Here is a 14,708-nt window from a genome sequence, read left to right on the forward strand (position 1 = left end):
CCCGGATCGCCGCCGTGACGAGCGCGGCCGGCGTCGGGCGGGTGCTGGTCGGGGCGGGGGCCGACGGTCTCACCCGCCGGCTCGCGCCGGTGCTGCCCGCGCTGCGGTTCGACGGCGTTGCCGGGCTGGCCCGGTCGGCCCGCGGCGGCGCGGCGCTGCCCGTCGTGTCGCCGTCCGATCTGGCCATCGTCCAGTTCACCTCGGGCAGCACCGCCGTGCCCAAGGGCGTGGTACTGACTCACCGCAACGTCGTGCACGGCACCGCGGCCATCGTCGACGGCATCGGGCTGGGAGACGGCGACCACGGCGCCACCTGGCTGCCGCTCTACCACGACATGGGCCTGTTCGGCGCGCTGAGCGCGATCCTCACCGCGGTGCCGATGACGATCTGGTCGCCGTCGGCGTTCGTCAAGGATCCGGCGTCGTGGCTGCGCTCGTTCGCCGAGCTCGGCTGCTCCATCCTCCCCTCGCCGAACTTCGGCTACGACGCCCTGCTCGAGGCGGTCGGCCCGGCCGAGGTCGAGGGGCTGGACCTGCGCCGCTGGCGGGTGGCGCTCAACGGCGCGGAGCCGGTCAGCCCGCTCACGGTGCAACGCTTCGGTGCGTATTTCGCCCCGGCCGGGTTCGCCCCCGAGACGATGTTCCCCGTCTACGGGATGGCCGAGGCGACCCTCGCCGTCACCTTCCCGCCGCTGGGCCGGCCGCCGGTGACGACCTGGGTCGACCGCGACCGGTTGGCTCGCGACGGCGTCGCGGTGCCGGCGCCCGCGGGCGATCCGGGGGCCCGCGGCCTGGTCGGCGTCGGGCGGCCGGTGCGGGGGATGCGGCTGCGGGTCGTCGACGGCCGGCGCCGCGCCGTCGCCGACGGGACCGTCGGGGAGATCGAGATCTCCGGCGACGCGGTCACCGCCGGCTACCTGACCGCCGGCGGTCCGCCCATGGCGCCCACGGCGCCCGCCGCCGACCCGTCGGGCGAGCGGTGGCTGCCGACCGGAGATCTCGGCTTCCTCGCCGCCGGCGAGCTCCACGTGAGCGGCCGGCGCAAGGAGATGATCATCGTTCGTGGGGTGAACTACTACCCCGAGGACGCCGAGGCTCTCGTCCGCGACGCCCCGGGGGTGCACCGGCGCCGATGCGTCGCCGTCGCCGATGTGGACGACGCCGGAGCCGAGTCGCTGACCGTGATCGCCGAAACGACCCTGGACGGCGCCGCCGACCGGGTTCGGCTGGCCGCCGACCTGCGGGTCGCCGTCGGATCCGCGCTCGGGCTCGCCGAGGTGTCGGTGCGCCTGGTCGCCCCCGACGCCCTCCCGCGGACCTCGAGCGGGAAGTTCCGCCGCGTCGAGGCCCGTGACCTCGCTCGCTCGCAGCCCCGGTAGCCGCCCGAACCGACCGTCATCCCGAACCGACCGTCATCCCGAACCGACCGTCGCCCCGAACCGGACGGCGCCCGCGATCCCGACGGAGGTAGGCCCGACATGCACGGCTACGACGTCTTCCGCCACTACGAGCAGAAGCGCTGGACCCTCGCCGACCTGGCGTTCGACGACATCGACCGCGACCTCGTGCGGCCCGAGTACGTGACGATGGTCAAGAGCTCCGTGATGGGGGAGGCCAACTCGATCGCCGCCCAGCACGGCTTCCTCAACGAGTTCGACGACTACGACTTCTCGACCTTCGTCGCCGTCTGGGGCTACGAGGAACTGCAACACCACTTCGCGTTCCGGACCTGGCTGGACGCGGTCGGCGTGGCGATGCCCACCGCTCCCGTCCAGGCGATGCGCGCGCCCTACGCCCCCGGCACCACGCCGAGCGCCACACTCGCCACGAACATCATCTCCGAGCTGACGGTGAACCACGTCTACCGGTCCGTGGCCGCCTGGGTCGACGAGCCGGTCCTGCGCTCGCTGATGGCACGCGCCAGCCGAGACGAGGCCGGCCACGCCCGCGAGTTCCTGCACTACGCGCGCCGCCGCCTCGCGGCGCACCCCGGCGAGCTGCCCTCGGTGCTGGAAACGCTGTACGTGTACACCTCCGAGGCCCGGATCAAGCATCCGGTCGGGGTGTTCAAGAGCGGGTTGGCCGAGGTCGCGAACCACGAGACCATCGACACCGCGTTCGACATGTTCCTCGCGGGCATCGCCACCGAGGGCGAGCTCGACCGCCTCCAGGACAACATCCGCCGGGCCTTCGCCGCGCTCACCGGGCTGGACCTTTCCACCAACGGCCGCGTCCGCCGCCGCCTCGCCGAGGCGCTGGCGTGACCGCCCCCGAGCTGCCCTGGGCGGTCCTGGCGGACTACCGCTGCTTCGGCTGCTCGCCGCACAACCCCCATGGCATCGCGCTGGAGTTCGACGAGCACCCCGCCGGCCTGCAGACCACCTTCGACCTCGGCCGAAGCTACGAGTCGTATCCGGGGGTCGTCCACGGCGGGCTGCTCGGCGTCGTCTGCGACGAGACGATGGGCAACCTCATCGTCGTGCGCACCGGGCTGGTGGCCTTCACCGTCAGCATGCGGCTGCGCTACCTCGCCCCGGTCGCCACCGGGCGCAGCTACACGTGCGTGGCCCGCCTCGGCGCCGGCACAGACGCCGGCTCGCCTCTGATCAGCGCCACCGCGGAGATCGTCGACGCCGACGGCGTCCCGGTCGCCACCGCGTCCGCGACCTACCGCAACGTCCCCTTCGGCACCGCCCGGGACCGCATCACCCTGACCAACCCCGACGCCGACCGACTCCACCAGGCGCTGTCCACCACCCCGGCGTTGTCCACCACCCCGGACGGCCCCGTCCCCGTTGAGGAGACCCTGTGACCACCGCCGCCGACGGCATCCTCCGGCAGATCACCGAGATCGTCGCCCGGGAGCTCGCCGTGCCCGCCGAGTCCCTCGCCGCCGACACCGACCTGCGCGCCATCGAGGGCGCCGACTCCGTCCGGCTGCTGCGGGTCGTCGCCAGGGCCGAGCAGACCTGGGACATCGAGCTTGACGATGAGGACGTCTTCACCGTGTCCTCCGTCGAGCAGCTGGCCACCGTCGTCCGCGAGGCGCTGCAGGTGCGGGCGGCGTGACCACCGCCACGGACCCGCGGCCAGGTGAGACCAACCAGCACTACGATCTCGACCCGGAGATCTTCGGGCTGTTCCTCGACCCGCTGCGCAAGTACTCCTCCGGGCTCTACCGCCGCCCCGGCCTCACCCTCGCCGAGGCGCAGGTCGCCAAGCTGCACTTCGTCGCGGACCGGCTCCGGCTGGCACCGGGGCAGCGGCTGCTCGACGTCGGCTGCGGCTGGGGATCGCTGACCCTGTTCATGGCCCGCGAATACCAGGCCGCGGTGACCGGGGTCAGCCCGGCGGGCCGCCAGCACGAGTTCATCGCCGCCCGCGCCGCGGAACTGGGCCTGACCGATCTCGTCTCCACCCGCGTCGGGAAGTTCGCCGACGTGGAGCTCGCCGAGCGCTCGTACGACGCGGTCACCATGCTCGGCTCGATCGTGCACATGCCCGACGTCGACCTGGCGGTGCGCCGCGCCCGGGCGATGCTGCGCCGCGGCGGCCACTTCTACGTGTCGGAGAGCTGCTTTCGCAATGCCGCGGCGCGTGAGGAGTTCGACCGCCGCGCCGGCACCGAGTTCGTCCGTAACTCGATCTTCGGCTGGGGCGACATGCGGCCGCTGTCGGAGCTGGTGCGCGCGGTCGAGGACGCCGGCTTCTCGGTGACGAGCGTCGACGACCTCACCGACGACTACCGCCGCACGATCGACGACTGGCTGGCGCGCGTCGCCGCCGGCGCGGCCGCGATCGACGAGCTGCGCCCGGGCACGGCGGCGGAACTCACCCGCTACCTGGAGGTCGCGAACGCGGGATGGGGCTTCACGACCAAGCACTACGCGCTGGTCTGCCGCAACGCCCGCTGACCCCGGCGCCCGCTGATCCGGCGCCCGCTGATCCCGGCGCCCGCGCGCCACGGTAAGTCCCGGAGGACAGATGTCAATCACCATCGGCCCCGACCCGACGACCCCGGCGATCCCCGCGATCCCCACCCGGTCGGTCGGACTGCCCGCCGAGGACGTCGACCGGGCGGTCACCGCCTTCATGACCGCCTCCCCGGTGACCCGCCGGTGGGACGTCGAGACCGGCTTCGACTGGGCGGCGGCCGACGCCGACCGGCTCACCGAGGGCCAGCGGTCCGCCGTCCGGTTCATCACGTTCATCGAGGATCACCTGCCCGGTTACTTCGCCCTCTACGGCAGCCGGTTCCCGCTCGACGGCGACGTCGACGTCGAGACGTTCCTGCTCAACCGCGAGATCTACCACTTCACCGTGCGCTGGGCCCAGGAGGAGGACAGCCACGCCCGCGCCCTGTTCCGCTACCAGGTGGCGTCGGGCATCGCGCAGCCGGCGGCGCTGCGCCGCGAACTCGCCGAGGAGGGGCGCAAACAGTTCGCCCTGCCGCACGAGCATCCGGCCGCGCTGTTCGCCTACACGCTCGTGCAGGAGAAGGCGACCCAGATCTACTACCAGAACCTGCGGGCGGTCGTCGGCGACCCGGTGCTCGCCGAGGTCCTGGGCCGGCTCAGCCGCGACGAGGCCCGCCACTTCACCTTCATGGCCGACATGGTCGACCTCTACCTGCGCCACTACGGCGACGCGGTCGTCGAGCCGATCCGCGAGGCGGTGGCGCAGTTCCGGATGCCGCTGGCCGACACGCTGCGCGGCTACTGGCGCTGGGCGCTGCGGATCGCCGACACCGCCCACTACGACCACACCGAGGCCTACGAGCATCTCGTCCGGGTCGTGCGCCGGGCCGTCGACGCGCCGTCCGACCGCGTCGACGAACTGGCCAGCTTCGTGCGCGCCTGCCGCGTGACGGACCCGACTCCCACGCCGCGGTAGCCGCGGCACCTGCGGCACCCGACTGCCCGTCCCCACCCCAGGAGCCCGCCGTGGACATCGGTACCGACACGTCTCCCGTCCTGTCCGCCGGCACCGCGCCGGCCCTGACCCCGCCGGCGGCTCTCACGGTCGACCAGGCGGCGCTGAACATCTTCGACCCCGCCTGGAATCACGACACCTTCCCCAACTACCGGGTCCTGCGTGAGGCCGGCCCGTTCGCGCCCGGCCCGCTGGGCCAGCGACTGGTCACCCAGTACCAGGCGGTCGAGGCGATCCTGCAGGACTCGGCGTGGAGTCACGCCGAGGAAGGCGAGATCATGCATCCCGACAGCGACGGCTCCGACCTGCCGACGTCGTTTCTGTGGATGGAGCCGCCGGATCACACCCGGATCCGCCGGCTCGTCGGCAAGGCGTTCAGCGCGCGGCGGATCGAGGGGCTGCGCGCGCGGGTCACCGAGCTCGCGGACGGGCTTGTCGACGCGGCGATCGCCGCGGGCGAAGTCGACCTGGTCGAGGCGATCGCCTACCCGCTGCCGCTGACGATCATCGCCGAGCTGATGGGCGTGCCGGCGTCCGACCATGCGGCGGTGCGGTCGATGTCCTTCGGGCTCGCCCGCGGCCTGGACCCCGACATTCTGCTGTCCCAGGCCGAGATCGACCAGCGGCGCAGCTCGGCCGCGGCATTCCGGGAGTACTTCACCGATCTCGTCGCGCGCCGCCGCGCCGACCCGGCCGACGACCTCGTCAGCGCGCTGGCCCTGGCGGAGGCCGAGGGCGATCGGCTGACGAGCGACGAGATGCTCTCGACTCTGGTGGTGCTGCTCGTCGCCGGGCACGAGACCACCGTCAGCCTGCTCTCCAGCACGTTCCTGATGCTGATGCGCAACCCCGACCAGTACGCGGCGCTGCGGGCGAACCCGGACCTGGCCGCGCCCGCCGTCGACGAGCTGATGCGCTACTGCACCCCGTCGCACCTCACCACCCGGGTTGCGACCCGCGACGTCGAGGTGCTCGGCGAGCCGTTTGCCGCGGGTGACGGGGTGATCATCCTGCTCGCGTCGGCGAACCGCGACGCCGCCTACTACGCCGACCCCGAACGGCTTGACCTTGCCCGGTACGCGGGCGGCGGCCCGGTGCCCCGCCATCTTGGGTTCGGCCGCGGCCACCATTACTGCATCGGCGCGCCGATGGTCCGGCTGGAGACGGAACTGCTGCTGCGGGCGGTGGCGCGGCGCGCGCCCCGGCTGACGCCGCTGGCCGACCCGCCGCCCTACCGCCCCAACCTCATCGTGCGTGGCATCGCCGAACTGCCGGTGCGGATAGCCGGTTGACCGCCGGCGCCCGCCGGCCGGGTGTGGTGGGGCTCACGCCCGTCGGCAGGTGCCCGACACTCCGGTGACCCACTGCGGGAACATGCGGTTCACCAGGGGTTATCTGGCACCGTTACGCTTGCGCTCGACGCCCCTGTGGAGGTGGCAATGGAGTTGCGGCACCTGGTGTCATTCCTTGCTATCGCGGACGAGCTGCATTTCGGCCGCGCTGCCGCTCGACTACATCTTTCGCAGCCATCCCTGAGTCAACAGCTACAACGACTGGAACGAAGCCTCGGTGTCGAGCTGGTGGCCCGGACATCACACGACGTCCGGCTCACCGCGGCCGGAAAGGCCTTCGAGGCCGAGGCCCGGGCGATCATCTCACAGATGCACAAGGCTACCCACACCGCCCGCGAGGTCGCGGCCGGCCGGACCGGGGTGGTGAGCGTCGGGTACAACTTCCCCGGCGGCCAGCACGTTGTGCCGGCGGCGCTCACGAAGATGTCCGCCGAATATCCCGACGTGAGCGTCACGCTGATGGAACAGCGCACCGGTCCGCAGCTTTCCGCGCTGGCCGCCGGTGACCTCGACGTCGCGATCGTCTACGGCCGGCCGGCCTCGCCCGATTTCCGCTCCCGGCGACTTTTCCGGGTGCCGCTTGTCGCGGTCGTCGGCCATGGGCACACGTGGGCGGGGCGCGGCGGCATTCCCTTCGGGGAACTCGCCCGCCAGCAGTGCGTCCTGTTCGCCCGGGAGAAGAGCCCGGCGATGTACGACGCCATCCAGGCGGCCGCCGAGACCTGCGGCATCACCCTGTCGGTCGCCCACGAGGTGGACGACCCGAGCGCGACCGCGATCGTCGTCTCGGTGAAACCGCTGGTCGGGTTCGCCTCGGTGTCGCGCGGGTTGAACATCGGCTCCGCGGTCGGGGGCCCGCGGCCAGCCGCCGTCCAGCTCTACGACCCGGTGCCCACCCTGGACCTCTACGTGGTGTGGCGGGCGGCGAATTCGGCGCCACTGGTGGATATCTTCGTCGACTGTATCGAGGCGGCCCGGCCTTTCCAGGTTCCAGCATATGGTCGGGCCGAATCAAGAGTGAGGCGATAGGAAAGGCCGACCGTTCATTCAAGGAAAAGGCCTTGCCGCGTTCTCGGAATAATCCGAGACTCGGGCGTGGAAAGCGGAAACGCACTTCACCGTGCGGATGGCTGCGTCCGCGCCACGCGGAAAGGTGATGACACGTGCAGAAATCCATCTCGGCCGGCGGTCCCGTGCTGCCGGACGACCAGGGAATCTGGTCCGTGGTCGAAAACCGCGCCCAGGCGCACCCCGAGCGGCCACTACTGGGCCGCACCGACCTTCCCGGCGCAGCGATCCGCGAGATCAGCAGCGGTGAGTTCGCCGAGCAGGCCCGGACGGTGGCGACCGAACTGCTCGCCGTCGGGGTCGGGCACGGTGACCGGGTCGCGGTCATGGGGCGCACCGGCTATCCCTGGGCGCTGCTGAACGTCGCCGCCCTCGGCATCGGCGCGGTGATCGTCCCGGTGTACCCGACGGCGTCGGAGCTGCAGGTCCGCCACGTGCTGACCGACTCCGGCGCCGCCTGGGCGTTCGCCGAGACCGACGAGCAGGTCCGGCAGGTCAGCGAGGCCGGCGCGGACGGGCTGCGCCGGCCGGCGTGGCCGCTGGGACAGGTCGACGCCTGGGTGGCCGGCGCGCGGCGGGCGGCGCTCGACGAGGAGTTCGCCCAGCGTGCCGGCAAGGTCCGTGCCGACGACCTGGCCATGATCATTTACACCAGTGGCACGACGGGCCTGCCGAAGGGGTGCATGCTCACCCACCGCAACATGTTCGCCTCCTCGGCGGGCACGGTCGAGCAGACCGGTGCTCTGTTCCGCACCGCGGAGGACGGCACGCAGGCCACCACGGCGCTGTGCCTGCCGCTGTCGCACGTGTTCGGGCAGACGATCCTGTTCGCCTGCCTGTACGCCGGGACGCGCACGGTCCTGCTCCCCGGGGTACCCGAGCTGCTGCCCGCGATGGCGGCGATCCGCCCGACGTTCCTGGCTCTCGTGCCCTACGCGCTGGAGAAGATCCGCAAGCGGGTGCGCGAGCTGCCGGACGACGAGATCGCCGCGGTCTTCGGTGGGCGGCTGACCCAGGTGATCTGCGGCGGCGCCTCGCTCGACGACACGACCGCGGCGTTCTTCGCCAGCGCCGGCGTGGAGGTGCTGAACTGCTACGGCCTGACCGAGGCCGCCACGGCGGTCACGGTGAACGCCCTGGCGACCAACCGGCGGGCGACCGTGGGACGGCCGATTCCGGGGACGACGGTCGCGATCGCAGACGATGGGGAGGTGCTCGTCCAGGGCGCCAACGTCTCGCCCGGCTACTGGTCGGCCGGCGAACGTGCCGTCGGCCGCGACGCCACCGGTCCCGGCGAGGATCGCTGGCTGCACACCGGCGACATCGGCCATCTCGACCCCGACGGCTACCTGGTCATCACCGGGCGCCGCAAGGAGATCCTGGTGACCAACGGTGGCAAGAACGTCGCGCCGACGCCGCTGGAGGACCGGGTGCGGCTGCACCCGCTGGTCAGCAACTGCATGGTCGTCGGGGAGGCCCGCTCGTTCGTCGCTGCCCTGATCACCCTGGACCGGGCCACCCTCGCCGGCTGGGCCGCGGCGAACGGCGTCGGTCTCGCCGGAGCCGCCGACGGAGCCGCCGACGGAGCCGCCGACGGGGCGGACGACTGGCGTGAGCACCCTCGGCTACTGGCCGAGCTGCAGCTCGCCGTGGACGACGCCAACAGCCTCGTCTCGCGCGCCGAGTCGATCCGGAAGTTCCGCGTACTGGACACCGACTTCACGGTCGAAAGCGGACATCTCACGCCGTCCATGAAACTTCGTCGCGCGATTATCGAACGGGATTTCACCGAGGCGATCGCATTTCTTTACCAGTGATCTGTATCACTCGATTGACCCGACTTATCGGCCGATGATATGTCGGCCGCAGGATTGACCGAAGTTCGGCCTTATCGGCACCATGACAAGGTAGCCGGCCCGAACGCTGCGCTGCCGGCCGCCGCCGGCATACAACGGGAGGACAATGTCATGTACGACGTCATCGTGGTGGGTGCGCGCTGCGCCGGATCGCCCTTGGCGATGCTGCTCGCGCGGCAGGGGCACAAAGTGCTCGTGGTGGACAGGGCCACCTTTCCGAGTGACACCGTCTCGACGCACTATATTCACCAGGCCGGCCTGTCCCGACTCAAGGACTGGGGCGTGCTCGACCGGCTCGTCGCCACCAGCCCGCCGGCGATGCGCCATCTGACCTTCTCCTACACCGACATCTTCCTCGAAGGTTTCGCGGACCCGATCGACGGAATCACCGAGGCTTACTCCCCGCGTCGGACGGTCCTCGACGAGATCCTCGTCGACGAGGCGCGAGGGGCCGGCGCCGAGGTCCTCGAGGGGTTCACCGTCACCGAAGTGGTCTTCGCCGAGGGGCGCGCCACCGGCGTGCGCGGGCACATCGGCGACGGCCCGGAGCGCGAGTTCACGGCCCGGTTCGTGGTCGGTGCCGACGGCCGCAACTCGACCGTGGCGGGCCTGGTCGGGGCCGAGATCTACCGATCGGTCCCCGCGTCGTGCTTCGTCTACTACTCGTACTACAGCGGGCTGGACTGGCCGTTCCACCACCGCACCGGCTTCGGCCAGCAGCAGCTCGGCGCGTGGCCGACGCACCACGGCCAGCACCTCGTCGCCGTCATGCGCCGCAAGGAGCGGATGCGTGAGTTCCGGGCGGACGTCGAGGGCAGCTTCCACGAGATCATCGACCAGGTCGTGCCCGAACTCGGCGAAGACCTGCGCGCGAGCGGAAAGCGGGCGGAGAACTTCCGCGCCATGGCCTACCCGGACAACTTCTACCGCCGTTCCGCCGGCCCCGGCTGGGCCCTGGCCGGCGACGCCGGATACCACAAGGACCCGTTCACCGGCTGGGGCATCACCGACGCGCTGAAGTACACCGAGGTGCTCGCCGAAAAGCTGCACGAGGGTCTTTCCGGCGCGCGCCCGATCGACGAGGCGGTCGAGGAGTACACGAAGATCCGTGACGCCGAGAGCAACGGCACCTTCGAACTCACCTGCAGCCTCGCGGAACTCAGCCTCACCCCCTACTACGACTCGGTGTTCCGGGCCACCAGCATGAGCCCGGAGTACACGACGAAATTCTTCGGCCTCATCGCCGGCGGCATTCCCGGCGAGGAGTTCTTCGCTCCGAGGAACCTCGAGCGGCTGTACGCCGACGTCGACTTCCCGGCGGACCGGAGGATTCTCACCCGTTCCTGAGCGCCGCCTTCGCGCCGCCGACCGCCACGAAAGGGAAAGGCCCGCAGATGCCCGCAGTCAGGTTCACGGCCCTCGGCGACAGCTTCGTCGAGGGCCGCGGTGACGTCGCCGCCGACGGTTCCTACATCGGCTGGGCCAGCCGATTCGCCCGGCGGATGGGCGTCGCCGCCCGCGAGGTCCGCAACCTCGGCGCCTACCAGACGACCACGCAGCAGGTCGTCGACCGGCAGCTGCGCCCCGCCCTGGCGCGCAAGTCGCCGCTGATCGGCGTGGTGGTCGGCGTCAACGACCTCGTCGCGGACTACGACCCCGACCGGTTCACCCGCAACATCGACACGATCTTCCGGTCGCTGGCGGGCCTGGACACCACGGTGTTCACCGCCAGCTACCCCGACATCCCCGCCAACCTGCCGCTGCCGGAGGAGTTCCGCGGCCTGCTGCGCGAGCGGTTCGCGTTCGCGAACACCGTGTTGCGCGAGGTGTGCGACGCGACCGGGACGCTGCACCTGGACATCGCCGCCCGCGAGGACTGGGCCGGGCGGCGGCTGTGGAGCCCTGACGGCCTGCATCCCAACGCCGAGGGCCACCACCTGTTCGCCGAGCAGATGGCGGACCTCGTCGAGCGCGCGTCCTGGCTGACTGCCGCCTGAGTTGCACCGCCCGCCGGCGTCGTCCGGCAGAGAAGGGAAGATCGTGACAGAGCCAGCGCTCCCCCCGAGCCCGACCGAACCCGACGGTTTCGACGCCCGCCGGCTTGCCCGGACCCCGATCGCGATTGTGGGCATGTCGGGCCTGTTCCCGATGGCCCGCAACCACCGTGAGTACTGGCAGAACGTCGTCGACGGCGTGGACTGCACGACGGAGGTGCCGCCCTCGCGGTGGGACCTGGACGACTACTACGACAGCGACCCCACCTCGCCGGACAAGACCTACTCGCGGCGCGGCGCCTTCATCCCGGACGTCGAGTTCAGCCCGCTGGAGTTCGGCCTGCCGCCGAACCAGCTCGAGGTCACCAGCACGATGCAGACCCTGAGCCTCGGGGTCGCCCGCGACCTGCTGTGCGACGCGGGTGCCCGCGACGCCGCGGGGGCGGACGCCGACTGGTACGACGCGGCGCGCACCGGCGTCGTGCTCGGCACCACCGGCCCGGTCCCGCTCATGCATCCGTTGGCGGCGCGGTTGTCCACGCCGGTGCTGCGCGAGGCGGTGCGCAGCTGCGGGCTGAGCGAGGCCGACGCCGACGCGATCAGCCACAAGTACGTCGAGGCGTTCGCGCCCTGGGAGGAGAACTCCTTCCCCGGCCTGCTCGCGAACGTGGTGGCCGGCCGGGTCGCCAACCGGCTCGGCCTCGGTGGGATGAACACGACGGTCGACGCGGCCTGCGCGGCGTCGCTGTCCGCGGTCCGTCTCGCCGTGGCGGAACTGGTCGACGGCCGGGCCGACACCATGATCACCGGTGGCGTCGACACCGAGAACACGATCTTCATCTACCTGTGCTTCTCCAAGGTGCAGGCGCTGTCCAGGAGCGGCACGATCAGCCCCTTCTCCGACGACGCCGACGGCACCCTGCTCGGCGAGGGCATCGGCATGCTGGCGCTGCGCCGCCTGACCGACGCCCAGCGCGACGGCAACCGCATCTACGCCGTCATCCGCGGCATCGGTTCGTCCAGCGACGGCCGGTCCAAGAGCATCTACGCCCCCCGCGCCGAGGGGCAGCGGGTGGCGCTCGACCGCGCCTACCACGACGCCGACTGCTCGCCCGCGTCGGTGGAACTGTTCGAGGCCCACGCCACCGGCACGGCGGTCGGCGACCGCACCGAGCTCACCGCCCTCGGTGGCCTGCTGGCCGACGCCTCCGACGAGCGCAACTACGCGGCGCTGGGCAGCGTGAAGTCCCAGATCGGCCACACCAAGGGCGCCGCCGGCACCGCCAGCCTGATGAAGCTCGCCCTCGGCCTCTACCACAAGGTGCTGCCGCCGACGATCAACGTCGAGCGGCCGAACAGCGCCATCGACTTCACCGACGCCCCCTTCTACGTCAACGTCGCGAACCGGCCGTGGATCCGCGACCCGCACCGGCCGGTGCGCCGGGCCGCCGCGTCCGCGATGGGCTTCGGTGGGACGAACTTCCACGTCGTTCTCGAGGAACACTCGGGTGACCGGTCGGCCGTGCGCGCCCTGCACCGCACCGCCCGCGCGCACCTGTGGCACGCCCCGGACGTTCCCGCGCTGGTGGAGCTGCTGCGTTCCGGCGCGCCGAGCGGCGACGGCCCCATCCCCGCCGACGCGGCCCGGATCGGCTTCGTCGCCGCCGCCGACGCTGACGACGACGCCGTCGACGAGCTGCGTGAGCTGGCGATCTCCCAGCTCGACCGGTCCCCGGACGCGGCCGAATGGTCGCATCCGCGCGGCATCCACTTCCGCCGCGCCGCCCGCGTGGGCGCCACCGTCGCCGGCCTGTTCGCCGGGCAGGGCAGCCAGTACCTCGACATGGGCCTGGACGCCGCGGTGAACGTCCCGCCGGTCGGCGCCGCCTTCGACGAGGCCAACGCGGCGTTCGACGGCGCCGAGCGGCGCCTCGCGCCGATCGTGTTCCCGCCGCCGGTGTTCGCCGCGGACCTGCGCCAGGCGCAGGAGACCGCCCTGCGTGCCACCGAACACGCCCAGCCGGCGATCGGGGCGCTGTCCGTCGGCCAGCTTCGCTACCTGCGTGAACTCGGCCTGCGCCCCGCCGGCTACCTGGGCCACAGCTTCGGTGAGCTCACCGCGCTGCACGCCGCCGGGGCGCTCGACGCCGCCGGCTACTTCCGCCTCGCCCGCGAGCGTGGCCTGGCCATGGCGTCCCCCGCCGACGACTCCGCCGACCGCGGCACCATGGCCGCGGTGCCCGCGCCGCGCGACCGGGTCACCGCGATGCTCGCCGACCACCCCGACCTGGTGATCTGCAACCACAACGCCCCGGAGCAGGTCGTCGTCGGCGGGCCGAGCGAGGCCGTCGCCGCCTTCGTGCGCCGCTGCGCCGACGAGGGCCTCGACGCCCGCCCGCTGCCGGTCTCCGCCGCCTTCCACACCCGCTACGTCGCCCACGCGGTCGACCGCTTCGCCGAGGCGCTGAACACGATCGGGGTCGGCGAGCCGGCCACGCCGGTCTACTCCAACACCCGCGGCGCAGCCTACGGCGCGGACCGCGCCGCCAACGCCGCCGTGCTCGCCCGCCAGCTCCTCGAGCCGGTCGAGTTCGTCGACGCGGTCCGCGCCGCGCACGCCGCCGGCTGCGACATCTTCGTCGAGTTCGGCCCGAAGCAGGTGCTGACCCGGCTCGTCCGCCAGATCCTCCCCGACGCCGACGTCGTCGCGATCCCCACCGACGCGGGCCCTCTCGGCAACTCCGACGTCGCCCTGAAGCAGGCGGCCGTGCAGCTCGCCGTGCTCGGCGTCGAACTCGCCGGCATCAACCGCCACCAGGCCGTGCCGCTCGAGGCGATCCCTGCCAAAGGCCCCACGGTCACCCTGTCGGCCCCTGAGTACACCCCCGCGGCCCGCAAGGCGGCCTACGCCGCGGCCCTGTCCGACGGCTACCGCATCACCGCCGCGGCCGCCGTGCCCGCCCCCCGGGCCGAGACCATCCCCGAGGTGACCACGGTGGACTACGTCCCCGCCGTCAACGGCGCTGCTGTGAACGGCGCTGCTGTGAACGGCGCTGCTGTGAACGGCGTCGGTGTGAACGGCGTCGGTGTGAACGGCGCGGACCGTGACGGCGCCGGCTACCAGCCCGGCCCGGCCAGCGGGGGAGCGGAGTTGCCCACCGGGGCCGACGTCCTCGCCCAGCAGGTCAACCTGCACGCGGTCTACCTGGAGAGCCAGCTCGACGTGGCCAACCGCCTCGTCGGCGCGCTGCAGGAGTACCAGCGCCGCGGCCAGGCCGACGAGCGCTTCACCGACGCCGTCGCCACCGTCGCGAGCCAGAGCGTGGTGATCGGCCAGACGCACACCCGGGCCAACGAGATCCTGGGCCAGCTCGCCGAGCTGGAGCTGGCGACGCTCGACCCCGCCCCCCCGCTGGCAGGCACCGGCCGCGCCCCGTCCCTGCCGACGTCGCCCGGCCAGGCACCGGCGCGCCGCGAGATTCTCGCGCCCGTCCCCGTCCAATCCG

The 14,708-nt window shown here is 72.1% G+C and carries 12 protein-coding genes; all 12 read left to right on the plus strand.

Annotated features, from left to right (window positions below):
- Positions 1-1,379 (plus strand): AMP-binding protein (locus NBZ85_RS16030; protein WP_261562146.1); only part of this gene is annotated, 1,379 nt, incomplete at its 5' end.
- A 99-nt stretch (positions 1,380-1,478) separates the two neighbouring features.
- The gene (locus NBZ85_RS16035) at positions 1,479-2,264 is read left to right on the plus strand and encodes a ferritin-like domain-containing protein (RefSeq protein ID WP_261559826.1); all 786 of its coding nucleotides are present in this window, start codon (positions 1,479-1,481) and stop codon (positions 2,262-2,264) included.
- Entirely contained in the window at positions 2,261-2,812 is a 552-nt protein-coding gene (locus NBZ85_RS16040; RefSeq protein WP_261559825.1) for a PaaI family thioesterase, read from the plus strand. The genes NBZ85_RS16035 and NBZ85_RS16040 overlap by 4 nt, the downstream gene beginning before the upstream one ends.
- Complete coding sequence (locus NBZ85_RS16045; RefSeq protein WP_261562147.1) at positions 2,809-3,069, plus strand: acyl carrier protein; 261 nt, start codon at positions 2,809-2,811, stop codon at positions 3,067-3,069. The genes NBZ85_RS16040 and NBZ85_RS16045 overlap by 4 nt, the downstream gene beginning before the upstream one ends.
- Complete coding sequence (locus tag NBZ85_RS16050; RefSeq protein WP_261559823.1) at positions 3,066-3,914, plus strand: SAM-dependent methyltransferase; 849 nt, start codon at positions 3,066-3,068, stop codon at positions 3,912-3,914. The genes NBZ85_RS16045 and NBZ85_RS16050 overlap by 4 nt, the downstream gene beginning before the upstream one ends.
- A gap of 70 nt (positions 3,915-3,984) precedes the next feature.
- Entirely contained in the window at positions 3,985-4,893 is a 909-nt protein-coding gene (locus NBZ85_RS16055; RefSeq protein ID WP_264761797.1) for an acyl-ACP desaturase, read from the plus strand.
- A gap of 50 nt (positions 4,894-4,943) precedes the next feature.
- The gene (locus NBZ85_RS16060) at positions 4,944-6,224 is read left to right on the plus strand and encodes a cytochrome P450 (protein WP_261558567.1); all 1,281 of its coding nucleotides are present in this window, start codon (positions 4,944-4,946) and stop codon (positions 6,222-6,224) included.
- 147 nt (positions 6,225-6,371) lie between these two features.
- A complete protein-coding gene (locus NBZ85_RS16065) occupies positions 6,372-7,313 on the plus strand; it encodes a LysR family transcriptional regulator (RefSeq protein WP_261558568.1) in 942 nt (313 codons plus the stop codon).
- A gap of 134 nt (positions 7,314-7,447) precedes the next feature.
- Positions 7,448-9,169 carry an AMP-dependent synthetase/ligase gene (locus tag NBZ85_RS16070; protein ID WP_261562148.1) on the plus strand — a complete coding sequence of 574 codons (1,722 nt, stop codon included), beginning with the start codon at positions 7,448-7,450 and terminating at the stop codon, positions 9,167-9,169.
- 150 nt (positions 9,170-9,319) lie between these two features.
- The gene (locus tag NBZ85_RS16075) at positions 9,320-10,555 is read left to right on the plus strand and encodes an NAD(P)/FAD-dependent oxidoreductase (RefSeq protein ID WP_261558572.1); all 1,236 of its coding nucleotides are present in this window, start codon (positions 9,320-9,322) and stop codon (positions 10,553-10,555) included.
- A gap of 47 nt (positions 10,556-10,602) precedes the next feature.
- Positions 10,603-11,205, plus strand: a complete 603-nt coding sequence (locus tag NBZ85_RS16080) for an SGNH/GDSL hydrolase family protein (protein ID WP_261558574.1) — start codon at positions 10,603-10,605, stop codon at positions 11,203-11,205.
- A gap of 43 nt (positions 11,206-11,248) precedes the next feature.
- Positions 11,249-14,708 (plus strand): beta-ketoacyl synthase N-terminal-like domain-containing protein (locus NBZ85_RS16085; protein WP_261562149.1); only part of this gene is annotated, 3,460 nt, incomplete at its 3' end.

The sequence above is a fragment of the Frankia tisae genome (assembly GCF_025403405.1).
Classification (GTDB): Bacteria; Actinomycetota; Actinomycetes; order Frankiales; family Frankiaceae; genus Frankia; species Frankia tisai.

Bases quoted from the DNA above. Each gene is read 5' to 3' on its own strand.
- NBZ85_RS16080 (WP_261558574.1), top strand. From the start codon at position 10,603: ATGCCCGCAGTCAGGTTCACGGCCCTCGGCGACAGCTTCGTCGAGGGC.
- NBZ85_RS16065 (WP_261558568.1), top strand. From the start codon at position 6,372: ATGGAGTTGCGGCACCTGGTGTCATTCCTTGCTATCGCGGACGAGCTG.
- NBZ85_RS16075 (WP_261558572.1), top strand. From the start codon at position 9,320: ATGTACGACGTCATCGTGGTGGGTGCGCGCTGCGCCGGATCGCCCTTG.
- NBZ85_RS16055 (WP_264761797.1), top strand. From the start codon at position 3,985: ATGTCAATCACCATCGGCCCCGACCCGACGACCCCGGCGATCCCCGCG.
- NBZ85_RS16035 (WP_261559826.1), top strand. From the start codon at position 1,479: ATGCACGGCTACGACGTCTTCCGCCACTACGAGCAGAAGCGCTGGACC.